Annotated in this window: 23 protein-coding genes and 1 tRNA gene; 11 read left to right on the plus strand and 13 right to left on the minus strand. The window is 63.1% G+C overall.

Annotated features, from left to right (window positions below; genetic code table 11):
- Positions 1–51 precede the first annotated feature (51 nt).
- The 6 genes from DZG07_RS01495 to DZG07_RS01520 all read left to right on the plus strand — a co-directional run bounded on the left by DZG07_RS01495 (position 52) and on the right by DZG07_RS01520 (position 5,774).
- Positions 52–1,089 (plus strand): ABC transporter substrate-binding protein, encoded by a 1,038-nt coding sequence (locus DZG07_RS01495; RefSeq protein ID WP_119821293.1) that lies wholly within the window; start codon positions 52–54, stop codon positions 1,087–1,089.
- Between the two features lie 115 nt (positions 1,090–1,204).
- On the plus strand, positions 1,205–2,263 hold the full coding sequence (locus DZG07_RS01500) for an ABC transporter ATP-binding protein (RefSeq protein WP_119813753.1): 1,059 nt from the start codon (positions 1,205–1,207) through the stop codon (positions 2,261–2,263).
- Entirely contained in the window at positions 2,260–3,120 is an 861-nt protein-coding gene (locus DZG07_RS01505; protein ID WP_119813755.1) for an ABC transporter permease, read from the plus strand. Before DZG07_RS01500 ends, DZG07_RS01505 begins: the two co-directional genes overlap by 4 nt.
- Position 3,121: 1 nt before the next feature.
- Positions 3,122–3,904 carry an ABC transporter permease gene (locus DZG07_RS01510; protein ID WP_091911425.1) on the plus strand — a complete coding sequence of 261 codons (783 nt, stop codon included), beginning with the start codon at positions 3,122–3,124 and terminating at the stop codon, positions 3,902–3,904.
- A gap of 299 nt (positions 3,905–4,203) precedes the next feature.
- Positions 4,204–4,383, plus strand: a complete 180-nt coding sequence (locus DZG07_RS01515) for a hypothetical protein (protein ID WP_119813757.1) — start codon at positions 4,204–4,206, stop codon at positions 4,381–4,383.
- A 113-nt stretch (positions 4,384–4,496) separates the two neighbouring features.
- Positions 4,497–5,774, plus strand: a complete 1,278-nt coding sequence (locus DZG07_RS01520) for a hypothetical protein (protein ID WP_119813759.1) — start codon at positions 4,497–4,499, stop codon at positions 5,772–5,774.
- Here the strand turns inward: DZG07_RS01520 and DZG07_RS01525 are convergent, their stop codons facing one another.
- The 12 genes from DZG07_RS01525 to DZG07_RS01580 form a co-directional block, all read right to left on the minus strand.
- Positions 5,775–6,350, minus strand: a complete 576-nt coding sequence (locus tag DZG07_RS01525; protein WP_119813761.1) for a hypothetical protein — start codon at positions 6,348–6,350, stop codon at positions 5,775–5,777.
- Positions 6,351–6,361: 11 nt separating this feature from the next.
- Complete coding sequence (locus DZG07_RS01530) at positions 6,362–6,940, minus strand: hypothetical protein (RefSeq protein ID WP_119813763.1); 579 nt, start codon at positions 6,938–6,940, stop codon at positions 6,362–6,364.
- The gene (locus tag DZG07_RS01535; protein WP_119813765.1) at positions 6,937–7,524 is read right to left on the minus strand and encodes a hypothetical protein; all 588 of its coding nucleotides are present in this window, start codon (positions 7,522–7,524) and stop codon (positions 6,937–6,939) included. Before DZG07_RS01535 ends, DZG07_RS01530 begins: the two co-directional genes overlap by 4 nt.
- Positions 7,525–7,646: 122 nt before the next feature.
- Complete coding sequence (locus tag DZG07_RS01540; RefSeq protein WP_119813767.1) at positions 7,647–8,759, minus strand: SAM-dependent methyltransferase; 1,113 nt, start codon at positions 8,757–8,759, stop codon at positions 7,647–7,649.
- Positions 8,731–11,397 (minus strand): nitrate reductase, encoded by a 2,667-nt coding sequence (locus DZG07_RS01545; protein ID WP_119813769.1) that lies wholly within the window; start codon positions 11,395–11,397, stop codon positions 8,731–8,733. The genes DZG07_RS01540 and DZG07_RS01545 overlap by 29 nt, the downstream gene beginning before the upstream one ends.
- Positions 11,398–11,400: 3 nt before the next feature.
- Positions 11,401–11,730, minus strand: coding sequence for a nitrite reductase small subunit NirD (nirD, locus tag DZG07_RS01550; protein WP_119813771.1), 330 nt, complete (start codon positions 11,728–11,730; stop codon positions 11,401–11,403).
- Between the two features lie 142 nt (positions 11,731–11,872).
- Positions 11,873–14,323: a nitrite reductase large subunit NirB gene (nirB, locus tag DZG07_RS01555; RefSeq protein WP_119813773.1), complete on the minus strand. Its 2,451-nt coding sequence runs from the start codon at positions 14,321–14,323 to the stop codon at positions 11,873–11,875.
- Between the two features lie 4 nt (positions 14,324–14,327).
- Complete coding sequence (locus DZG07_RS01560) at positions 14,328–15,125, minus strand: ABC transporter ATP-binding protein (RefSeq protein WP_119813775.1); 798 nt, start codon at positions 15,123–15,125, stop codon at positions 14,328–14,330.
- 9 nt (positions 15,126–15,134) lie between these two features.
- Positions 15,135–16,028 (minus strand): nitrate ABC transporter permease, encoded by an 894-nt coding sequence (gene ntrB, locus DZG07_RS01565; RefSeq protein ID WP_119813777.1) that lies wholly within the window; start codon positions 16,026–16,028, stop codon positions 15,135–15,137.
- 52 nt (positions 16,029–16,080) lie between these two features.
- Positions 16,081–17,397, minus strand: a complete 1,317-nt coding sequence (locus DZG07_RS01570) for a CmpA/NrtA family ABC transporter substrate-binding protein (protein WP_119813779.1) — start codon at positions 17,395–17,397, stop codon at positions 16,081–16,083.
- A gap of 355 nt (positions 17,398–17,752) precedes the next feature.
- Positions 17,753–18,991 carry a CmpA/NrtA family ABC transporter substrate-binding protein gene (locus DZG07_RS01575; RefSeq protein ID WP_162931531.1) on the minus strand — a complete coding sequence of 413 codons (1,239 nt, stop codon included), beginning with the start codon at positions 18,989–18,991 and terminating at the stop codon, positions 17,753–17,755.
- A gap of 2 nt (positions 18,992–18,993) precedes the next feature.
- Entirely contained in the window at positions 18,994–19,593 is a 600-nt protein-coding gene (locus tag DZG07_RS01580) for an ANTAR domain-containing response regulator (protein ID WP_091911448.1), read from the minus strand.
- A 166-nt stretch (positions 19,594–19,759) separates the two neighbouring features.
- Between DZG07_RS01580 and DZG07_RS01585 the strand changes: the two genes are divergently transcribed.
- Positions 19,760–20,716, plus strand: coding sequence for a sensor domain-containing diguanylate cyclase (locus DZG07_RS01585; protein WP_119813783.1), 957 nt, complete (start codon positions 19,760–19,762; stop codon positions 20,714–20,716).
- Between the two features lie 141 nt (positions 20,717–20,857).
- Here DZG07_RS01585 and DZG07_RS01590 read toward each other — a convergent pair.
- Positions 20,858–20,934: transfer RNA gene (locus DZG07_RS01590), tRNA-Arg, on the minus strand.
- 299 nt (positions 20,935–21,233) lie between these two features.
- Between DZG07_RS01590 and DZG07_RS01595 the strand changes: the two genes are divergently transcribed.
- The 4 genes from DZG07_RS01595 to DZG07_RS01610 are packed head-to-tail and all read left to right on the plus strand — an operon-like array spanning position 21,234 to position 23,872.
- Positions 21,234–21,878 (plus strand): lysophospholipid acyltransferase family protein, encoded by a 645-nt coding sequence (locus tag DZG07_RS01595; RefSeq protein WP_119813785.1) that lies wholly within the window; start codon positions 21,234–21,236, stop codon positions 21,876–21,878.
- Positions 21,875–22,822, plus strand: a complete 948-nt coding sequence (locus DZG07_RS01600) for a phosphatidate cytidylyltransferase (protein ID WP_119813787.1) — start codon at positions 21,875–21,877, stop codon at positions 22,820–22,822. The genes DZG07_RS01595 and DZG07_RS01600 overlap by 4 nt, the downstream gene beginning before the upstream one ends.
- The gene (locus tag DZG07_RS01605) at positions 22,822–23,226 is read left to right on the plus strand and encodes a hypothetical protein (RefSeq protein WP_119821295.1); all 405 of its coding nucleotides are present in this window, start codon (positions 22,822–22,824) and stop codon (positions 23,224–23,226) included. The genes DZG07_RS01600 and DZG07_RS01605 overlap by 1 nt, the downstream gene beginning before the upstream one ends.
- The gene (locus tag DZG07_RS01610) at positions 23,165–23,872 is read left to right on the plus strand and encodes a CDP-alcohol phosphatidyltransferase family protein (RefSeq protein ID WP_119813789.1); all 708 of its coding nucleotides are present in this window, start codon (positions 23,165–23,167) and stop codon (positions 23,870–23,872) included. The genes DZG07_RS01605 and DZG07_RS01610 overlap by 62 nt, the downstream gene beginning before the upstream one ends.
- Positions 23,873–23,882 lie beyond the last annotated feature (10 nt).

Below are 23,882 nucleotides of genomic sequence, written 5' to 3' on the forward strand. Positions count from 1 at the left end.
ACCTTCTCCATCGACTGCAAGACGCACATGAACAACAAAGGGGAACTGGACATGACGAAACTGACGAGACGACAGACATTGGCCGGAATGGGCGCGCTTGGCGCTGCCGGCGTACTCGGAATGCCGGCGATTGCGCAGGCACGCACGCTGATCGTGCCGACGCTGGGCGGCGTGTGGGAACAGTTCTGGCGCTCCACCGTCGCGCCCGATTTCGAAAAAGCCTCCGGCGCCAAGGTGACGCTGGATGTCGGCAACGGCCGCGTCTTCGGCGCCAATCTTCGTGCCGCCGGCGCCGACAAGCCGCCCTACTCGGTCATCATGACCAATGAGGTCTTTGCATCGGGCCTGCGCAAGGAAGGTTTCTTCGAGAAGCTCGATCTCGCCAAGATGCCCAACTACAACGACCTCTACCCGCTGGCGCAGGTCGCCGACGGTTTTGGCGCCACCGGCGCGATCTCGCCGATCGGCATCGGCTACCGCACCGACATGATAAAGACGCCGCCAAAGGCCTGGAAAGACCTGTGGACCAACGAGGAATTCAAGGGCCGCATCGGCCTCTACAATTTCGCCAACAGCGCCGGCAAGATGGAGCTGCTGCTCGCTTCCAAGCTGTTCGGCAAGGACCAGTACGATGTCGATGCCGGCTTCGATGCGCTGGCCAAGCTCGGCCAGGTCGTGCAGGTCGACTTCAACCTCTCGACGGCGCTTTCAGCCGGAGAGATCGTGGTAGCGCCCTTCGATTTCGGCGAGATCGCGCGCCTGCGCAAGCAGGGACTGCCGGTCGACTGCATCGTGCCGGAAGAAGGCATGATCATGTTCGACCAGACCATCAGCATCCTGAAGAACGGCCCGGAAAAGGAGCTCGCCTATGAATATGCGAATTACCTTCTGTCGCCGGAAGTTCAGACGCTGATGGCCAAGGAATTCTTTGTGTCACCGACCAATTCGAAGGTTGTCATTCCGGACGACCTGAAGGCCGATGTTCCGGTATCGGGCGAGGCCATGTCCAAGATCCTGACATGGGACTGGGATTTTGTGAACGAAAAGCAGGGCGATCTCGCCGAACGCTGGGCAAAGACCATCCAGTAGGTAGTCCGGAGCATAGCCGGCGCATTCCGTCTGGCGACGGGATGCGCCGGCTGCCTTATTCGCCGGGCGCAGCCAAGCCGCGCGCCGGCAGCATAGCGATGTGGAGAATTGATCAATGACAGAGGTTAGCATCGAGAAGCTGACCAAGACCTTCGGCAGCGCGCGCGCCGTCGACGGCATTTCCGTCCGCATTGCAAACGGTGAATTCATCTCGCTGCTCGGCCCTTCCGGCTGCGGCAAGACGACGACGCTGAAGATGATCGCCGGCTTCGAGGATGTCAGCGGCGGCGCGATCCGCTTCGACGGGCAGGACGTGGTCAACGTGCCGGCCGAAAAGCGCGATATCGGCATGGTGTTCCAGAACTATGCGCTGTTTCCGCATATGACGGTGGAGCAGAACCTCGCCTTCGGGCTGGAGATGCGCAAGGTCGCCAAGCCGGAGATGCGCAGCCGCATTTCCCGCGTGCTGGAGATGGTGCAGCTTACCGGGTATGCCGAGCGCTATCCGCGCCAGCTTTCCGGCGGCCAGCAGCAGCGCGTAGCGCTTGGCCGCGCGCTGGTGATCGAACCCAAGATCCTGCTGCTCGACGAGCCGCTCGCCAATCTCGACGCCAAGTTGCGCGAGGAAATGCGCGTCTTCATCCGCGACCTGCAGCGCCGCGTCGGCATCACCACAGTCTATGTCACGCATGACCAGGCCGAGGCCATGACCATGTCCGATCGCGTCGTCGTCATGTTCGGCGGCCGCATCGCCCAGATCGGCGTGCCTGCCGATATCTATGAACGGCCTGAGAATCTGGATGTCGCGCAGTTCGTCGGCCAGGTGAATCTGGTCAAGGGCACCGTGCGCGAAGGCGGCAGCGACGGCCGTTGCGCCGTGGAAACGACGTTCGGTGTCATCGAAGTCCATAGCGCCCGGATGCATGCGCCGGGAACCGCGGTCACGCTCACCTTACGGCCGGAAGCCATCGAGCTTGGCGCACCCGGCAAGGGTGCGAAGGGCACGGTGCTTTCCAGCTATTACTCCGGCAGCCTGATCGACTACCGCATCGAACTCGAGGGCGGCGAGATCATCCACACGCAGGCATTTCCCCACAACCGCTTCGCCGACAAGGCACGGGTCGGGGTTTCCGCACCCGCCGACCGCTTCTGGCTGCTGGGAGCCGCGGCATGACACCGGGTAGAACAAAGGGCATCGGCCCTTATCTGCTGATCCTGCCGGCGGTGCTGCTGCTCGGCATTTTTCTCGTGCTGCCCTATCTCAACATCGTCTTGATGAGCTTTCGCGTGCCGGGCCAGGGCACGCCCTATGGCGTGGGCTTTACCGCCGGCAATTACGTCAAATTCTTCACCGACAGTTTTTACATCATGCAGGTGGTCAACACGCTGTGGATCGGCCTGCTGACGACCGCCATCTGCCTCGTCGTCGGCTTTCCCGTCGCCTGGCAGCTCGCCAGGGCCGACATGAAATTTCGCGGGCTGGCCTATGGGCTGGTGCTGTCGCCGCTCTTGGTCGGCATCGTCATCCGCAGCTATGGCTGGACGATCCTGCTTGGCAACAACGGGCTGATCAACCGCACGCTGATGAATATCGGCCTGATCGAGCGGCCGCTGCCGCTGATGTACAATGCGCTCGGCATCGTCATTGCGCTGGTGCATGTCTTCCTGCCCTTCATGATCCTGCCGATCATGGCGGCGATCCAGGGCGTCGATCCTTCGCTGCATGCCGCGGCGCGCTCGCTTGGTGCCTCGAAGACAACGGCTTTCCGCCGCATCATCCTGCCGCTGTCGCTGCCGGGCATACAGGCCGGCTGCATCCTCGTCTTCGTGCTGTCGCTCAGCGCCTATGTGACGCCGTCGCTGATCGGCGGCCTGCGCGTGAAAACCATGGCCGTGACGGTGGTCGACGCGCTGATCGACACGTTCCAGTGGCCGTTCGGCTCGGCACTGGCGCTCTGCCTGTCGGTGACGGGCGCGATCGCCGTGGTGATCTTTGCCCGCCTGACGCGCATGAAATGGAAGGCATCCTGACATGTCGAGAAAAGTTCTCACGGTCTACTGTCTTCTCGTCTACGCCTTCCTGCTGGCGCCGATCCTCGTGGTCGTTGGGGCTTCGTTCAATGCGGGCTCGTTCCTGACCTTCCCGCCGCAGGGCCTGTCGCTGCGCTGGTACGTGACCTTCTTCAACAATGAAGTGTTCATGCGGGCGATAAGAACATCGCTGTGGGTGGCGGCGGTCTCGACCGTCATTTCAACGCTGATCGGCACGGCCGCGGCGCTCTATTATGTGCAGCATGCGGGCCGTGGCAAGGAAGCGATCCGCATCGCCATGCTCTCGCCGCTGCTGCTGCCGGAAGTGCTGACGGCGATCTCGCTGCTGTTCTTCGTCTATTCGGTCGGCATCGGCACGCAGACGATGTTCGCCATGATCGTCGGCCATGTGCTGATCACGCTGCCTTTCGTCTTCATCAACGTCTCGGCCTCGCTGGAAACCTTCGATCCGGCGTGGGACATGGCGGCACGCAGCCTGGGCGCGGGACGTTTCACGCGCTTCCGCCGCATCATGCTGCCGCTGATCAAGCCCGGCGTCATCGGCGGCGCGCTGTTTGCCTTCATCATCTCCTTCGACATCTTCACCATCTCCTTCATGCTGAAGGGGATCGGAACGTCGACATTGCCGATCCAGCTCTTCGACTATCTGCGCACCAACTTCACGCCGGAGGCGGCAGCCGTCTCGACCGTGTCGATCGTGCTGACGCTGGTGGTGGTGATCGTGTCGGAAAAGGTGCTGGGCCTGCGCATTCACCGCTTCTGACGGGCTTTTCGCCGGCAAAACAGTATCGCCGCAGGCCAATGCGGCGAACCCCCGCCAAACCATCTAGCTCGTCCGGTGCAAAAAAGCGCCTGCGGACAGTCAGTTCGTAGGAGGCACATGCTACCGCCAACGGGCGAATGCATAACCACCTTTTCCCATCTGCCAATAAGCACCGTCCATGACTGATGGTGGGCTCTGGCCAATAACAGGCAACAGGTCAGCAAGAGGCTCGGCGACACTTTTTGAATCCACTCGTGAAGCTCGCCGAGCCTCATGAACCGTGAAAGATGGGCGAAAGAATGGACATCGTTGACGAAATGCTGGGCATGGCGCGGGACCCGGCCACCTTCACCAAGGACGATCTGGCCGAGATGGTGCTCGTTGCCGCGACCGAGATCATCAAGCTTCGGCAGTTTCCGCCGGTCTGGGTGAAGCAGGCTGGCACAACCGGCTCGCGCCGGGTAAAGCGCGCGGCCTGACCGCAGCAACCAGAGCGGACGCAGCAACCTGCAGGGGTAAAAAACCTCGCCGGCACTTCAATCCTCGCGCGAAAGCCCCTAAAATACATGCGGGGGCGTCGTGAGAGATTCGCATGCTTGCAGACGTCGCAGCGCCGTTTGCGCTGACCTTCCGCTTGTTGTGGCGTTTCTGGCCGCAGCTTGTCGCACTCGTGCTCATAGGCATCATAGCCGGCGACCTGCTTATGCTGCTCGCCGCCAAGGCCGCCTTTCTCAACCACATGCTGGGGCTGGCGCTGCTGACATTCGTCGCGCTGACCCAACTGATCGTCACCGTCGCGATGTTCCAGGTGCTGCGGCCGGGACTGCCGGAAATCAGTGCTGCGCAGGAAGAGGCCGAAAGCGAAGCGGCAGGGCCGGCGAAAGACCGCGGCAAGACGCGCTTTGCCTCGATGATCACCATCGCGCTCCTGCCCTTCTTCGCCTACTACGCCACATGGGGTTTTCTCGGCGATACGGTGCGGCAATATTCACGCATGGCGCTCGACATGGCGCCCTTCGGCGAGCGCGCCAACGTTCTCGACGTGCTGGATTCGCGCTGGCTGCTGGTGTCGGTGGCCATTTCCTGGGCGGTACGAAAGCTGGCCCAGACCATGCAGAAAAGGTCGGCCTACTCCTTCTGGCAGATCGTCGTCGTGATCTGCGAGACCAACTGGATCTTCGTCGGTCTCTATGTGCTCAGCCGCTGGAAGGACGACTGGCTGGCCTGGGTCATGAGCCGCAATTTCTGGAGCTATTTCCAGGCCATGAACGACATGGTCGTCTCTTCGGCGCACGCGGCCTCCATGATGCCTGTGGAAGTGTCGTCGATCGGGCTGGCGACGACGCTGAACAATCTGTTCTGGTACATGATGCTGCCGGTGATCTGGCTGGTGATGACCGCGCTGGTCTATGGCTACGACGTGCGCGACGACAAGGAACTGATGCGCATCCACAGCCGCGTCGAGCGCTTCGGCGAGCGCTACAAGGCGGTGCCGGCTTTCCTGCGCGATTTTGTCGAGCATTTCATCAGCGGCTATCGCTCGCGCTATCTGCCGATCGCCAATGGCGTGCGCATCACACTGAGTTCGGGCGTTATCCTGATCGTCACGCTGATCGTCGGCTATCGCTTCATCGACTGGGCCGCCGCGTGGCTCTGGCTCGGCTCGGCGTGGCTGATCGGCCCGCACGACCTCGATCTCTGGCAGATCCTTTCGAAGGGCGTGTCGCTGCTGTTCGGCAGTCCCTTCCAGGATTCGTCCACCGGCATCCTCATCGAGCCGCTACGCATCTGCTTTCTCGCCGCGATCCTCGAAACAGCCTTCTCGCTGCCGAAACGCGCGCAGGCAGCGGTGCCGCAGCCGGCAGAATGATCAGGAGCGTTTGAAGCGCAGATAATACGGCCGCTCGCTGCCGAGCCCGACCGTCGGTACGACGGTGGCGAGTGCTTCCTTCGGGATGACGAAGGTTTCGCGGATCTTGACGGTGTCGCCCGTCTTGGCGCCTGAAAAGACCGTCGAATTGCAGGTCGCCATGTCATCGACACGCGAATTGCTGACATAGGATGGCAGCCACGAACGTCCGGCGGCATCGACAAGGCTGATCTTGCAGCCAAGCCAGGCCTGTTCGAGATTGGCGTCGCCGATCCTGACGGTGAAATCGACGAAGACCGGCGCGGAATCGGGCGGGATGCGCAGCGAGCTCGTGTCCTTCATCGTCTGCATGTTGTCCAGCCGCCAGTCGCTGCCGCCGAAATGCACATCCTTAAGCGGCTCCGCCTCGCGCGCAACGAGGTCGTTCAGCGTGAGATAGTCGACCACCTGGCTGTAGGCCGAAACACCCAGCGTGGCCGGCACAAGAACCAAAAGCATCCACAGAGCCCGGCGACGCCACTTCCGCTCCGCCCCATCATACTCGGGCTCGTCAACGGCGGTATCTGAAACGGTCATCAGCCCCTTCCTCAGATTGGCTGATCGAGATCAAGGATGTCGACGACGCCCTGCGGCACGCCGTCAGGTCCGAGCTGCAGCCGGTCCAGCGCGATGTTCGCCTGCGAGTCGAGGGCGGAGAAGACGGCATGCTGAAACACCAGCGTCGCATTTCCAATCTCGCCCGGCGGCAGCTCGAACAGGAACAGGCCGCGTTGCGGAAGACCGGGGGCGACGGAGATCGGCGGCAGGTCGGAGCGGGAAGAGAACCGTTCCGTCTGATGATACTTCAATCCAGTCGGCCCCAGCCAGGTGGCTGCGCCAACCCCGGTCGTCCTGTCGCGGGCGGCAACATCCGCAGCCACCACCGCCCACAGCCCGCCGGTGGTCAAGGTTCTCTGCTTGCCGAATTCGATTGCTTTCAGCTCGCGTGCAAAAACGACCTTGCCGATCTGCACATCAAAGAGACGCGTTTCAACCTTGTCCGCCATCGAGCCATGGACAGGTATCGGCGCGATGAGATCCTTGTAACGCGGCTTTGACGACTGCATGCCATAGCAGAGGATCGCCGCCGCACCGAGTGCAGCAATGTTGAAGACCCAGCGCATCATGACTGGCCCTCCGCGGCTTTCGCCTCGACCGGCATTTCAACGCGGCCCAGCTCCCGCTCGTTGAACCAGCCCGGCGTGCCGTAGAGATTGTCCTGCGGCTTGTAGGTCTTGGTGTTCACGACGAGAGGAAGCTCATCCGGCAAGGCAACCGCCTTGGGGAAGGTCCAGACATAGGCCATGCGTTCCATCATGCCGGGATGGAGCGCCGGCGTCATGCTGCCGTCGCGGGTCAGGATGACGGCCGGCTGCTCGCTCTGCCCGCCAAGTGGCGGCGCAAGCTGGAACAGCGTGAAATAGTCCTTCATCGATTCGACGGTGCGGTTGGTCATCTCGACCTCGAGCACCAGCGCCTGCTGATCCTGCTTGACCGGCAGGTCGTAAACCCGGTCGGTGCCGACATAGGCCCGCAATGGCCGCACGAGCCACTGGCCCGTCTCGATCTGGCTGTCGCGCGCCAGCACCGGTGTTTCCGGCTGCGGCAGCGCGCCGAAGGCGCCGAGCAGGCCCGCTACCGTAACCGCCGCCAGGGTTCCCGCACCGACGGTGAACCACGTTTTCACTTTGCCGCGTATCGCGCCGAACATGGGTTCCGTTCCCCTATTTCGAATCGATAAGCGCCCCACCGGCTATAACTTAAGAGCTAAATCCTTTGGATGGAACCGCCAGCGCGAGCACAACCGCCGCGATTGGAGCGGAACGCGGTGAATCAGGCCACCGAACGCATGCATTCTGGGCGAATTCGCTCAGCGGAAGCAGCATTGAATGCAAGCTTTGCAGCCATGTCGATCACTACGCCGGGGACGAGATCGACCTGAATGCCCTCGCTTTCGACCCGGTCGATCGCAGCATCCGCGTGTCTATCGTGCGTCGGGTCACCTGCGATGAGCCAGACGACATGCTTGCCGGATCTGGCGAGCGCGATCATCTGTTCGCATATGCTCTGACGTTCACTGCCCTCGACGCGGATACGCTGCGCTTCGCGGCGGGCAAGCTCCAGCGCTTCACCTGTCACGACATCGTCGAACAGGATGATGTCAGCCGCCTGCAGGACGCGGACGGCCTTGATCGTCAGCAGCTCCGCCTCGCCCGGCCCGGCGCCGACCAGCGTGATCCGGCCAACCATCTGATCAGGATTTGCGGCGATGCTGTTTGCCTCGCGAAAGAGGCCGCTCGCCTCGCGCTGCGTGAACGGCCTGTCGAAAGCACGCCGGACAAAGCGCTCCCAGAAGTCGCGGCGCGGTGTACCGGCGACCAGCCGCGCGTTGATGGAAGCGCGCATCGTCTGCGCCCAATGCGCCCATGCCGAAAGCGAGGCCGGCAGCAGCGTCTCGATCCGGCGACGAATGGCCTGGGCGAGAATGGGTGCAGCACCTGCCGTCGAGATGCCGATAACGACGGGCGAACGATTGACGATCGAGCCGAACTGGAACTGACAGAACTCAGGCTTGTCTATGACATTGACCGGGACGCCGGCCGCGATTGCCGCCGCATGAAACGCCTTTGCCTCATCTTCGCAGGCAGCATCGGCCACAGCGATCGCCATATCTTCGAGAACCTCTGCGCTCCAGCCCTCGTCGTGGTGGACGAAGCTTCCGTTCTCGATAAGTGGAACGAAATCGGCGCACAACTCGCTCGCTGGCGCAAAGACATGCACTTGCGCACCGGCAGCCGCCAGAAGCTCGGCCTTCCAAAGTGCCGCCTCCGAGCCGCCGGCGACCAGGACGCGCTTGTCCTCGAGGCTGAAAAACACCGGCAGGACGGACAGCCTGCCCATGCGCGCCGGAGCGCGTTCATTCTGCCGCTTGAAGACGCCGTGCATCGATGATCCCCTTGATTTCGGCGCGGCAGGAGCCGCAATTCGTGCCGGCCTGGAGGGCGGCACCGATGGCCTCGACGCTGGCGCAGCCGCCCTGCACTGCCTGCGCGATCTGGTTGGCGCCGACACTGAAGCATGAGCAGACTATGGCGCCGCGATCGGCCTGGTTGCCGCCCGGCCGTCCCGCGACCACCACCAGGCGCATGCGGCGGTCGGCATGGGTCATGCTCAGCTGCTCCACCGCCCAGCCGCGCGACACGGCCACCGGCTCGCGGGCGAGATAGAGTGCGCGGGCGAGCCGTTCACCGACGAAGCGGGCAAAGCGGTGCTGGCCGTTTGCGGTGTCATGGTAGGCGAGCGTCTCGCCCTGTTCCCCATGGCCGAAAAGCTTGGCGGCAAAAGCCGTCCAGTCCCGGCTCGCGCTCAAAGCCAGTTCGACCCGCCAGCCGCCATTGCTGCGGCCGATGCTCCAATAGTCGGCGTCGATGGCTGTGGGCCGTTCCGCCAGCACGGCAAAGCCGAAGGCATGGGCGGCGAAGCGTTCCATGCGTGCCGGGACATTCTTGGATGCCGGCTGGCCGGACACCGGATCGGTGACGGGTGAGACCAGCGCATCGACGCGCGCTTTCGAGGCGAACTGATCGGTCCAGTGCATCGGCACGAAAATTGAGCCTGGCCGTTGGCGCGGCGTTACCAATGCGCGCAGCAGCACTTCGCCATGCACCGTCGAGACACGAACGATGTCGGCGTCGGAGATGCCGTACTGGCGGGCATCCGATGGATGGATTTCGGCAAACGGCTCGGCCAGATGCTGTGACAGGCGCTGGCTTTTGCCGGTGCGGGTCATGGTGTGCCAATGGTCACGCACGCGGCCGGTGTTGAGGGTGAGCGGGTAAGCGTTGTCAGCCCGCTTTAGGGGCGCGGGCATGACCGGCACGAACCACGCCTTGCGGTCAGGCGTGAAGAAGTTGCCATGGGCGAAGAAACGGGTTTCCTTCCCACCAGAGTAATCAGGTGCTGGCCACTGAAACGGCGTGAGCGCCTCATAATTTTCGTCGTCGACCCCCGCATAAGCGCCGATATCGAAATCGCGCGCGCCATTATTCTCGAAAGCCGACAGAGTGGCATGTTCGGCGAAGATTTCCGCCGGCGCGTCATAAGAAAACGCCTCGGCAAAGCCCATGCGCTTGGCCACCTCCACCATCGCCCACCAGTCCGGCCGCGCCTCGCCGGGTGGTGGCAGAAAGGCGCGCTGGCGCGAGATGCGGCGCTCCGAATTGGTGACCGTGCCGTCCTTCTCGCCCCAGCCCGTGGCCGGCAGTTTCACATGGGCGTGGCGGATGGTGTCGGTATTCGCTGCAATGTCGGAGACGACGACGAAGGGACAGGCGCGCAGCGCGGCTTCCACGGCGTCGGCGTCGGGCATGGAATCGGCCGGGTTGGTGGCCATGATCCACAGCGCCTTGATGCGGCCGTCTGCAACGGCGCGAAACATTTCGACCGCTTTCAGGCCCGGCTTCTCGGCGATTGCCGGTGCGCGCCAGAAACGCTGCACGCGGTCGCGGTGCTGCGGGTTCTCGATCTCCATATGGGCGGCCAGCATGTTGGCGAGCCCGCCAACCTCGCGCCCGCCCATGGCATTGGGCTGGCCGGTGACCGAGAACGGCCCCATGCCCGGCCTGCCGATGCGGCCCGTCGCCAGATGGCAGTTGATGATGGCGTTGACCTTGTCGGTGCCGGAGGCTGACTGGTTGACGCCCTGGCTGTAGACGGTGACCGCGCGCTGCGTTTGCGCAAACAGGGAATAGAACCGCGCAAGCATTTCTTCCTGGATGCCAGTGCGATCGGAGACGGCGGCGAGATCGAGCGCCCCAGCCGCAGAAAGCGCGTCGTCAAAACCATTCGTGTGCCGGCTAATATAATCTCGATCCAGATGCCCGTTATCGGCCAGATAGGTGAGCAGGCCGGTGAAGAGCGCAGTATCGCCGTCCGGGGCGATGGCGAGATGCAGGTCGGCGATGTCGGCGGTCATGGTGCGGCGCGGGTCGATCACCACGATCTTCATGCCGGGCCGCTTTTCCCTGGCTGCGACGATGCGCTGATAGAGCACTGGGTGGCACCAGGCGAGGTTGGAGCCGACTAGCACGATCAGGTCGGCAAGCTCCAGATCCTCATAGGTGCCGGGCACGGTGTCCGAGCCGAAGGCGCGACGATGGCCGGCGACGGACGAGGCCATGCAAAGCCGCGAATTGGTGTCGATATTGGCCGAGCCGACAAAGCCCTTCATCAGCTTGTTAGCGACGTAATAATCCTCGGTCAGCAACTGTCCCGAGACGTAGAACGCCACCGAATCCGGCCCGTGTTCGGCGATTGCCTGTGAGAATTTCGTGGCGACGAGATCGAGCGCCTCATCCCAGCCGGCGCGGTGGCCCTGGATTTCGGGATAGAGCAGGCGATCGTCGAGGTCGATGGTCTCGGCCAGCGCCGAGCCCTTGGAGCAGAGTCGTCCGAAATTGGCCGGATGGTTGGGGTCGCCGCGAACGGTTATCTTCCCGTTCGCGGCGACCTCGGCCAGCACGCCGCAACCCACCCCGCAATAGGGGCAGGTGGTCCTCACCTCGCGCGCTTCCTCCGTTTTCATGCCTCACGCCGCCCGATCGGCCAGCGCTTCCAGCGCGATGAACAGCCGTTCGCCGTCGACCCGCACCGGAATGGTTTTCACCGCGCCTTCATCCGCACCGAGCGCCTTGCCGGTTTCGAGCGAAATCACCCAGTTGTGCAGCGGGCAGGTAACTGCCGCGCCATGGACTATACCCTGGCTGAGCGGGCCGCCCTTGTGCGGGCAATGGTCCTCGATGGCGAAGACCTGATCGTCAGCCGTGCGAAACACCGCGATCTTGCCTTGCGGCGTCGCCACGCAGCGCGCACCGCGCCGGGGGATGTCGGCGATGGCGCCGATGGGGATCCAATTCATTGGGACAATCTCCTTGAAATGAATCGTGCGGTGGCTTTACCCCCACCCCTAGCCCCTCCCCACAAGGGGGAGGGGGATTCGAAAACGCTGCTGCCAAGTCCCCCTCCCCCTTGTGGGGAGGGGTTGGGGGTGGGGGTCTCTTTCACTCCGCGGCCTCCGCAAAACCCACCGAAGCCATCGGCCGGAACTCGTGCTTGTCCTTGCCAGAGACGCGTTCCGACCATGGGTCTACCTGGGCGAATTTCTGGGAGAAGACGAAGCGCTCGTAGTAAGCGCGGCGCTTTTCGCCGTCGTCCATGATCTGGCGGCGGATTTCGTCGAGGCCGACGCGCTTGGCCCATTTGTAGATGCGCTCGAGATAGCGCGCCTGCTCGCGGTACATCTGCGTCAGCGCCACGATGTGTTCCAGCGCCTCGTCCTCGGTCTTGACCTGCCCCAGAACCTCGGTGCCCTTGATGTCGAGGCCGGCAGCGCCGGCGAAATGGATTTCGAAGCCGGAATCCACGCAGATGACGCCGACATCCTTGCAGGTCGCCTCGGCGCAGTTTCGCGGACAGCCGGAAACCGCCATCTTCAGCTTGGCCGGCGTCCACGAGCCCCACATGAATTTCTCGATGCGGATGCCGAGGCCCGTCGAATCCTGCGTGCCGAAGCGGCACCAGTCGGAGCCGACGCAGGTCTTCACCGTGCGCAGGCCCTTGGCGTAGGCATGGCCGGAGACGAAGCCCGCCTGCCCCAGATCGGCCCAGACGGCGGGCAGGTCCTCCTTGCGGATGCCGAGCATGTCGATGCGCTGGCCGCCAGTGACCTTGACCATCGGGATGTCAAACTTGTCGACCACATCGGCGATGGCGCGCAGCTCGTGGGAGTTGGTGACGCCGCCCCACATGCGCGGCACCACCGAATAGGTGCCGTCCTTCTGGATGTTGGCGTGGACGCGCTCGTTGATGAAGCGCGACTGATAGTCGTCGGCATATTCGTCCGGCCAGTCGGCGACGAGATAGTAATTCAGCGCCGGGCGGCACTTGGCGCAGCCGCAGGAGGTCTGCCATTCCAGCTCCTGCATCACCGCCGGAATGGTCTTCAGGCCCTTCGCCTTGATCAGCCTGCGCACCTCGTCATGGCCGAGTGCGGTGCAGGAACACATGGGCTGCACGGCGGCGGGGTTGTATGTGTCGCCCAGCGTCAGCACCATCAGCTTCTCGACCAGCCCGGTGCAGGAACCGCAGGAGGCGGAAGCCTTGGTGTGGGCGCGCACATCGTCGAGAGAGGTCAGCCCTTTGGCCATGATCGTGCCGGTGATCTTGCCCTTGCAGACGCCGTTGCAGCCGCAGATTTCCGCATCATCCGGCAAGGCTGCAACGGCCGCCATAGGGTCCAGCGGCGACCCTCCCTGATAGGCCTGGCCGAAGATGAGCGTTTCGCGCATCTCCGAGATGTCGGTGCCCTTCTTCTTCAGGTCGTTGAACCAGGCACCATCGGCCGTCTCGCCATAGAGCACGGTGCCGATGATGCGGTTGTCCTTCAGCACGAGGCGCTTGTAGACGCCGGCAGAGGCATCGCGCAGCACGATCTCCTGCCGGTCGTCGCCATCGGCGAAATCGCCAAGCGAGAACAGGTCGATGCCGGTGACTTTCAGCTTGGTCGGCGTGTCGGAATGGACGAAGCCGGCGCCCTCCTCGCCGGCGAGCCGAGACGCTGTCACGCGCGCCATCTCATAGAGCGGCGCGACGAGGCCATAGACCTGCCCGCCGACCTCGGCGCATTCACCAAGCGCATAGATATCGGGATCGGAGGTCTGCATACCAGCATCGACGACGATGCCGCGATTGACCGCCAGCCCGGCATCCTTGGCCAGAGCCGCATTGGGCCTTATGCCGACAGCCATCACCACCAGCGTGGCCGGAACGATGGTGCCGTCGGCCAGTTCGACGCCTTCGACCTTGCCGTTGCCAACGATCGCCTTGGTGTTGGCCTTGGTCATCACCTTGATGCCGCGCTCCTCCACCGCCTTCTGCAAGAGGTAGCCGGCGGCCGGGTCGAGCTGGCGTTCCATCAGCGTCGGCATGACATGCAGCACGGTGACGTCCATGCCCTGCATGCTCAGCCCCGCCGCCGCTTCCAGCCCGAGCAGGCCGCCGCCGATCACCACCGCCTTCGCTCGCGATTGCGCGGCGAGCAGCATGGCCTGCACGTCGTCAAGGTCGCGGTAGGACAGAACGCCCGGCAGATCGTGGCCGGGAACAGGAATGATGAAGGGCACCGAGCCGGTGGCGATGACCAGCCGGTCGTAGCTTTCGGTGACGCCGTGATCCGAGGTCACGGTTTTCGCCGCGCGATCGATGGCGACGATCTTGTGGCCCTTGTAAAGCGTCACGCCATTGGCGACGTACCAGCCATCGCCGTGGATGACGATTTCCTCGAAGGTCTTCTCGCCCGACAGAACGGGCGAAAGCATGATGCGGTCGTAATTGACGCGCGGCTCGGCGTTGAAGATCGTGACGTCGAAGCGGCCCGGCGCCTTCTCGAAAAGATGCTCCAGCATCCTGCCCGGCGCCATGCCGTTGCCAATGATGACGAGTTTCTCGGTCATGGTGCTACTCCGCCGCTTCCACGAAGCGGTGACGCTCGTAGAGGAATTTCAGCACCGCCTCGCGGCAACGCAGATAGGTTCGATCGGAAGCGAGCTCGACGCGCTTGCGCGGCCGGTCGAGCGGCACGTCGAGCACCTCGCCAATGCGGGCCGCGGGACCATTGGTCATCATGACGATGCGGTCGGAGAGCAGCACGGCCTCGTCGACATCATGGGTGATCATGATCATGGTGTTGCCGAGCCTTGCATGGATATCCATCACCGCATCCTGCAGATGCGCCCGGGTCAGCGCGTCGAGCGCACCGAAAGGTTCGTCCAGCAGCAGGATCTTCGGCTCCATGGCCAGCGCACGGGCAATGCCGACGCGCTGCTTCATGCCGCCGGAAATCTCGGCCGGACGCTTGTCCGAGGCGTGCGCCATCTGGACGAGGTCGAGATTGCGCATGATCCAGTCGTGCCGCTCGGCCCTGGTCCTGGTCGAACCGAACACCTTGGCAACCGCGAGATTGACGTTTTCATAGACGGTGAGCCAGGGCAGCAGGCTGTGGTTCTGGAACACCACGGCGCGCTCCGGGCCGGGGCTGTCGACCTCCTTGTCTTCAAGCAGAACCGCGCCGGCGGAAACCTTGGTCAGGCCGGCGATGAGGTTGAGCAGCGTGGACTTGCCGCAGCCGGAATGGCCGATGATCGACACGAACTCGCCCTGGTCAATACCGAGCGTGATGCCCTTCAGCACTTCGGTGCGGGTACCGCCGCGGGTGAAGGACTTGTCGATGTGATCGAGCTTCAGATAGGGCTTCATGATGTTTCCTCAGCTCGCGGACGTGCCGCGTGTGACGAAGGCGCCGACCGCCGCAACCAGCCGGTCGAGCATGAAGCCGACCACGCCGATATAGACGAGCGCAACGATGATGTCGGGCAGGCGCGAGGAGTTCCACGCATCCCAGATGAAGAAGCCGATGCCGACGCCGCCGGTCAGCATTTCTGCCGCCACGATCGCCAGCCAGGACAGGCCGATGCCGATCCTCAAGCCGGTGAAGATGTAGGGAGCGGCGGCCGGCACCATGATCTTGAAGAAGAATTCGACCGGGTTGAGCCGCAGGATCTGCGCGACGTTGCGGTAGTCCTGCGGGATGTTCCGGACGCCGACCGCCGTGTTGATGATCACCGGCCAGATGGCGGTGATGAAGATGACGAAAAGGGCTGCAGGATTGGAATCGCGGAAGGCTGCGAGCGCAAGCGGCAGCCAGGCAAGCGGCGGCACCGTGCGCAATATCTGGAACACCGGGTCCAGCCCGCGCATGGCCCAGACCGACTGGCCGATCAAGGCACCGATGGCTACGCCGACAACAGCCGCGAGCCCGAAACCAACCGCCACCCGCTGCAGCGAGGCAAGGATGCGCCACCCGAGACCGACATCCTGCGGGCCGAAGTTGAAGAAAGGATGGACGATCAGGTCATAGGCCTCGCTCCAGACCTGTGTGGGCGGCGGCAGGCTGGCGCCGGGCGACGAGCAGGCCGCCTCCCAGACCAGCAGGATGACGAGAACGACGACGGCCGGCGGCAGAACCGCGGATGCGACGCGACGGGCGAGTGCGACCACATCGAGGCGCGACGATGGTTTTGCCGGCAAAGCGACGACTTCGGACGGCCGGGACGGCGCGGCCATTTCGGCGGCATGCTCCTTGAGAGCGTGTACGGTCATACGGAAAACTCCAGGGATCGTTGCGGCGCGGCGGGCAGCCGCGCCGGCGGGATCAGGACGCGACCTTGATCGAGAGCGATTCGAGATAGGCGGACAGGTTCTCGGGATCGAAGACCTTGCCGTCGAAGAAGGTTTCCGGCCCACGCGACGCCGAGGCCGGAACATCGGCTTCGGCGACGCCGAGTTCCTTGGCGGCCTCTCGCCACAGATCCTCGCGATTGACCTGCCCGACCAGCGCCTTGATGTCTGTGTCAGGCGCGAACTTGCCCCAGCGGATGTTCTCGGCGAGGAACCAGCTTTCGTGGCTGCGGAACGGGTAGGAGACGCCGCCCTTCCAGAACTTCATGTACAGATCGGTGCCGGTGGCGACGCGGCCATTGCCATAATTAATATCGCCCTTGAGGCGGCCGATGATGTCGGCGGGCGGCACGTTGAACCATTGCCGCTTGCCGAGGATGGCGCTCATCTCCTCCTTGTTTTCCATGGCATCGCACCATTGCTGGGCTTCCATGACGGCCATCAGCATGGCCTTCACCGCATTCGGGTTCTTCTCGATGAAATCGGCGCGCAGGCCGAAGGTCTTTTCGGGATGGCCCTTCCACAGCTCGCCCGTCGTGGCGGCGGTGAAGCCGATGCCCTGATGCACGAGCTGCTCGTTCCACGGCTCGCCAACGCAGAAGGCATCCATGTTGCCGACCTTCATGTTGGCGACCATCTGCGGCGGCGGCACGACGATGGTGGAAACATCCTTGTCAGGGTCGATGCCGCCGGCGGCGAGCCAGTAGCGGATCCAGAGATCGTGAGTGCCACCCGGAAAGGTCATGGCGACCTTGACGTCCTTGCCCTCGGCCTTCTTTTTCGCGAATGCTTCCCTCAGTTTCGAGGAGTCCAGCGTCACGCCGGTTTCGGCATATTCCTGCGCGACCGAGATGCCCTGGCAGTCGTAATTAAGCCGTGCCACGATCGCCATCGGCAGCGGCTGGTTGTTCTGCGTCACCTTGCCGGTGTGCATGAGGTAGGGCATCGGCGTCAGGATGTGCGCGCCGTCAATGCCGTTGGCTTCGCCGCCGAGAACGAGATTGTCACGCGTTGCACCCCATGACGCCTGTTTCAGCACCTCGACATCGGGCATGCCGTGCTTTTCGAAGAAGCCCTTTTCCTTGGCGACGACCAGCGGCGCGGCATCCGTCAGCGCGATGAAGCCGAGCTTGGCGCCGGTCACTTCCGGGGCGGAGGTCGCGGCATAGGCGCCCGACGGGAAAAGCTTGCGCGCCGCCACGAACATGGCCGCCGTGGTTGCGCTGCTGACGAGGAAGTCGCGGCGCGTCAGCGCCTTCAGGGGTGATCCAGTCTCGATCCGTTTCGTCATCGGTGTCTCCGGCTGGGCGCAGGGAGGGTCGCGCCATCGATTGCGTGTTCGGTTCGGTCAAAAACAAAAAAGCTGCCGGCCAGGTCGTCGCGTCCGTACATCCGGGATCGCGTCTTCCTGATCGGCAGCTTTGCCTGTGGCGCCCGTCATTGGACGCCTGTTCCGTGACCCGAGGGCCTGTCGTTAGTGAAGCAGGAACCGTGCCAGTTTTGAGAACGGGCTAATTCATCAATGGAATCAATGAAATTTCTTCAGCGCGTCAATGAGGCGGCAAATTGCGCCGTTCACGCATTAGCCACGTCGAATGTGCATTCGCACAAAAATTGTGCAATGCATCATCGTGCGCAATAAATGCTCAAGCGTGCGCGACCGTAAATTTCTGCGTCGCCAGATAGTCGTCGATGCGATCGGGATCGAAGATGCCGCCATCGAAGAAGCCATCCGGGCCAAGGATGAGACTGGCGCCGGCCGAGCCAACCGGCGTGGCAGTCGTCAGCGCACCCTCGACCTTGGCATTCGCCCCCGGCAATGCGACGCCGAGCGGCTTGAGGGCCGCGCGGTAGAGATCGGGGCGATAGCAATTGCGGGCGATCTCGGCATTTTCGGGCGTATGGGCGATATCGCCCCAGCGCACCATCTGCGTGTAGAACCACAGCGCGTGGCTTTTCCACGGAAAGCTTGCCGCCTTGTCGAAGGGCAGAAAAAAGTCGTCGACAGCCAGTTCAGCACCGCCGCCCAGCGCGAGGCGTCCGGTCAGGACCGGCATCTGCAGTTCCGGCGAGAGGCCGAGGAATGCCGGCTGCGCCATCAGGGCGGCCAGTTCGCCGCGATTTGCCGGATCCTGGCACCAGCGCGCCGCGTGATGCAAGGCGCGCAACAGGGCCGCAAGCGCCTCCGGATGCTTTTCGGCCCAGGCCTTGCGCACGCCCAGAACCTTTTCCGGGCTGTTGCGCCAGATTCTGGCCTTGACGGTGGCGATATGGCCGGTGCCGGCGACAACCGAGGCGCTGTTCCAGGGTTCGCCGACGCAATAGCCGTCGATGCGGCCGGCGGCGAGCGCATCGGCCATGAAGGGCGGCGGCACGATGACGATTTCGATATCCCGTGAAGGATCGATGCCGCAGGCGGCGAGCCAGTAGCGCAGCTCGTAATTGTGCCCCGAATGGGGATGCACGACCGCAAAGCGTAAGGGATCGCGTCCAGCCTGCGCCCGCTCGCGGATCAGCGCGCCCAATGCCTTGCCGGTTCGCGCCGGGTCGAGATCGGGCAGAGCGCCGTGTATGGCCATGCCGGCCCACACTTCATTCGAAACCGTCACGCAATTGCCGCCCAACCCAAGCGCGAAGGGCACGATGGTGTCGGAGGCCAGCGGCGACAAGCCCAGATTGCAGGCGACCGGCATCGGCCCCAGCATATGCGCGAGGTCGAAATGGCCGATCGCGATGCGGTCGCGGATATTGGCCCATGAGGTTTCGCGGTTCAGCGTCAGGTCGACGCCTTCGCGCGCCGCGAAGCCTATCTCCTTGGCGGTGACGAGCACGGCGCTGTCGAAGAGCGGCATGAAGCCGGCGTTGATCTGGTGTTCGAAACCCATCTTCAACTCTCCCCCGGACCCAAGAGGTCGGCAGCGGTGACAAGGCTTTGGGCGATGTCGCTGATCTTGCGGTTCTGGTTCATGGCGGTCTTGCGCAGCAGCGTGTAGGCCGCGTCTTCCGACAGGCCGCGCGACTTCATGAGAATGCCCTTGGCCCGGTCGATCACCTTGCGGTTCTCGAGTTCGTTGCGCGCTTCCTCCAGCTCGCGCGCCATGCGCGAAAAGGCGTTGAAGCGGCTGATCGCCATGTCGAGGATCGGCTTCACCCGCTCCTGCCGCAACCCGTCGACGACATAGGCAGATACGCCGGCATCAACCGCGGCCTCGATCGAAGCCTGGTCGGAGCGATCGACGAACATGGCGATGGGCCGCTTCACCACGCGCGAAAGCTGGAACATGTTTTCCAGCATGTCGCGGTTGGGGTTTTCGAGATCGATGACGATGACGTCCGGCTCGATCTCGGCGATCCGCCGCGCAATTCCCGTCACGTCATGGACGACCGTCACCTGCTCATGCCCGGCCTCCCGCAGTCCCGCCTCGATGATGGAAGCGCGGATACGGTTTTCGTCGATCACAAGGACGGCGAGGGGTTTTCGAACCATGCCGCATTTTGCTCAGATGCCGCGATTGTGCAATGCGGCATCATCAACGGACGTGCGCCGTCCGTCGCGGAGCCTTTCGTTCCAATGATGCGCGCCATACCCAACTCATTCAACGATATTTAACAGGCTTGCGGTATCCGTTCAGCAGGGTGGTGTGCGAGGGGCGATGATTTCCGAAAATGTTCTAGACGCGGCATTGCGAGATCTGTTCGATCTGTCTCCGGTGCCATTCTCGATTTCCACGACCGACCACGATTCTCGCTACATCAAAGTGAATCCGGCCTATCTCCATCTTATAGGGCGCACCTGGGGCGAGATCGACGGTAAGCCCCTCGGGGCCGATCTGCCCTATTCGATCGACGATCCGGGGCGCCTCGCGCGGATGAACCTGCTTGAAACACAGGGCTTCTACAAACTCGCCGAAGTGGAAATGCAGCACATCAGCGGGCGCATCATACCGACGCTCATAACCGCGCAGCGACGGCGAATTGCCGGCGAAAGCTTCGATATCGAGATCATGCTCGACAACTCGGAGCGGAAAGCGTTCGAGCAGGCAATTTTGCATGCCGCTCAAGTTGATGCGATGACGGGAATTCAGAACCGGTCGTCCTTCGAAACGCATCTACGCGGAGCCTTGGCCGAGCTATCGTCGGAATCCCGGCTGTTCCTGGCTTACATCGACCTCAACCGCTTCAAGCGCGTCAATGACAATTTCGGGCATTCAGTGGGCGATCAGCTGCTTCGGTCTATCGCCAAGCAGCTGGTCGAATGGGGGGACACGCGAGATTTCATCGCCCGCCTCGGTGGCGACGAGTTCGGCATCGTGTCCGTGTACCAAGCGGATGACGCTTTCTCGCTTTCCCGCTTCTTCGATCTGGCAAAAATGATCGCAGAACTCACCGTGATCGATGAAAACCTGATCCAGGTCGGCGCAGCGATAGGGCTGGCCGAAGCATCGGCTGGCGTGTCGTTCGACGCACTTCTAGACCGGGCTGACAGGCTGATGTACGCGGCGAAATCCAGCGGCAATCTCATCGATGTGCGATCAGAATTGATGGGTCATCATCTGATGGGCGCCCATGAAAAGATCGTGCATCGCCACAAGAGAGCCGCGAGGCTCTGAAATGCGTTCAGACTGCGCCCGCCGGATGATCAGGACGGCGCGGTACGTGTTCGGCTAATGGCAGCGCCCCGTTGCTTGACGGGTTTGGTTCATCTGAACCTGTAGCTCCTGCCTCGCCAGAGCTCAACACTTTGAATTTATTGGCGCACCCGACAGGATTCGAACCTGTGACCTCTGCCTTCGGAGGGCAGCGCTCTATCCAGCTGAGCTACGGGTGCCTGGCTGAAACGACGACCGTCGTCCCAGAAATTCCCGGCCAGGCAACGCCCGGCTGACCGCTTCATAGCCGAAGCGCTGGCAGGCTTCAACGGGCAAATGAAACTGCGCGCCTTCCGATTGCAGAAGTCACAGCTTCGATGTTGTCGGGCGATACGCGCTGGTCTTTGCAGTTCGCATGCCGCCGGATTGTGCTGCTCGCCTTTTGATGGATGGGTGCAACACGCATGGGAGGGTATTCAGCGCCCGCCGCTTCGGCTATTCGCATTGACACAGAGATTGACGTGCAGCGGGAGGCTGAATGAGGGCGCTGATCGCGAAGTTTGCGGCGGAGGTCGTTCTCCTGTTTGCCCGTGCGGTCACCGCGGTCAGGGCGACCTGGCATGAAAGCGGGTTGCCGCGTCGCCGCTCCGTCTATTTCGCCAACCATTCCAGCCATGGCGATTTCGTCCTGATCTGGACCGTGCTGCCGCCGCGCCTGCGCCGGCGGGTGCGGCCGGTTGCCGGGGCCGATTACTGGCTCAAGTCGAAGCTCACCAGCTTCATCGGCCGCGACGTCTTCAACGCCGTGCTGATCCAGCGCGACCGCGAGCTGCGCGAGGCCGACCCGGTCGAGACCATGGCGCAGGCCCTGGATGAGGGTTCGTCGCTGATCTTCTTTCCCGAAGGCACGCGCAACCAGACGGATGCGCAGCTGCTGCCCTTCAAGAGCGGCCTGTTTCATCTGGCAACGGCACGGCCCGATGTCGACCTGGTGCCGGTCTGGATCGCCAATCTCAACCGGGTGATGCCGAAGGGCGAATTCGTGCCCATACCGCTGATATGCACCGTGACATTCGGCGCGCCGATGCACCTGGCGAGCGGCGAGGCGAAGGAAGCATTTATCGAGCGGGCGCATGCGGCGCTGCTTGCGCTCTCCCCGAAACAGGCAGGCGGCAGCGAATGAGCGCGACCCAATACGACATGTTCCTTCTGGTCCTCGGCATATTCGGGGTCCTGCTCGTCGCGTCGCTCGTCGGCTACGTCCTGCAACGGCGGCTGTCGCCGGATGGATCGAATGCGGCCATCGAAAACCTCAATTCCCGCATCAATGCGTGGTGGGTCATGGCGATCCTGATCGCCATCGCTTTCGTTGCCGGACGCATCGGCGTGCTCATCCTGTTTGCGTTCTGCTCGTTTGCGGCGCTGCGCGAATTCGTGACCCTGACCAACACGCGGCGCGCCGACCACTGGGCACTGGCCACCGCCTTTTTCGTCGTCCTGCCGGTGCAGTATTTTCTGCTGTGGACCGAGGATTACGGCATCTTCTCCATATTCATCCCCGTCTATGCCTTCCTCCTGATGCCCATCATCGCCGTCATGCGTGGTGACACCCAGCATTTCCTCATCCGCATCTCGGAGGTGCAATGGGCGTTGATGATCTGCGTCTTCTGCGCCTCGCATGTGCCGGCGCTGCTGACCTTGCATATCCCCGGCTATGAAGGCCGCAACGTGCTGCTGATCGCCTTCCTCGTCATCGTCGTGCAGCTCAGCGACGTCCTGCAATATGTCTGGGGCAAGCTGTTCGGGCGCACCAAGATCGCGCCCAACCTCTCGCCGTCGAAGACCGTCGAGGGCTTCGTCGGCGGCGTTGCCAGCGCGACGCTGATCGGCGCCGGCCTGTGGTGGATAACGCCGTTCACGCCCATTCAGGCCGGCGTGATGGCGCTGGTCATCACCCTGATGGGTTTCTTCGGCGGGCTGGTCATGTCGGCGATCAAACGGGATCGCGGCGTCAAGGACTGGGGAAATCTGATCGAGGGCCATGGCGGCCTCATCGACCGGCTGGATTCGGTCGTCTTTTCCGCCCCGATCTTCTTCCATCTCACCCGCTACTGGTGGGCGGCGTGATGATGGCGCGGCTGCGCGCGCTTGCCGGCAGCGGTGTGGTTCACGTCATCTTCGCCTTCGTGGCGATGGGCGGCTGGGCCCTCTTCGCCAATCGCGCCCACCCCATGCCGCGCCCGCTTTTCGCCGGCGTCGTGCAGGGCACGCTTTCGGCCATCCTGACGCTCTGCCTCAAATCGATCATCGATGCGCTCTCGCGGCGATTCAGTGGCTCCACGGGCCTTTGGGCGCCGCCGCTCATCGCCTGTCTCGCCTCGACCGGCATTCTCGTCACCATCCACGCCTTGAGCGGCACGCCCGAAATCCTGCGCACCATCGCCGTGCCGCTGATCGTCTCCACGACCTATGCGGCGACCTACAATTATTCGATCTTCCGGCAGAGAGGAGATAACCTTGGACAAGGGTGACCGCAGGCCGCTGGCGAGCCGCAACACGCGCTGGGCGCAGACGATCGCCAAGCGCATGGCAGCACTTTCGATCACCCCCAATGCCATTTCGCAGGCAAGCATCGTCGCTGCTGCGGTGGCTGGCCTGGCGTTCTGGATTGCCGGGGAAACCAGCGGCACCGCTCGCAGCCTGCTGCTGGTCGCGGCGGCGCTGTTTTGCCAGCTTCGCCTGCTGTGCAATCTTTTCGACGGAATGGTCGCCGTGGAAGGCGGCAAGGCCGCGGCGGACGGGCCGTTCTGGAACGAGTTTCCCGACAGGATTGCTGACATATTCATCCTGGCCGGGGTCGGATACGGCATCGGCGCACCGAGCCTCGGCTGGGCGGCAGCGGCCTTTGCGGTGCTGACTGCCTATGTGCGCGAACTTGGCCGCGCCAATGGCACACCGAGCGATTTTTCAGGGCCGATGGCCAAGCAGCACCGCATGGCCGTCATCACCGCCGCAGCCCTGTTTTCCGCCGTGGAATTCCTCTGGCACGGCCGGAACGAGGTGTTGACGCTCGCCCTCTCGATCGTGGCGATCGGCGCTGCCCTGACCGCGCTTCGCCGGGCCCGACGGCAGGTGCGATGGCTGAAGGAACGCAAGGCGTGGCAATCGACGCCTTGACGTTGCCTTG

It is taken from the genome of Mesorhizobium sp. DCY119 (assembly GCF_003590645.1).
GTDB lineage: Bacteria > Pseudomonadota > Alphaproteobacteria > Rhizobiales > Rhizobiaceae > Mesorhizobium_M.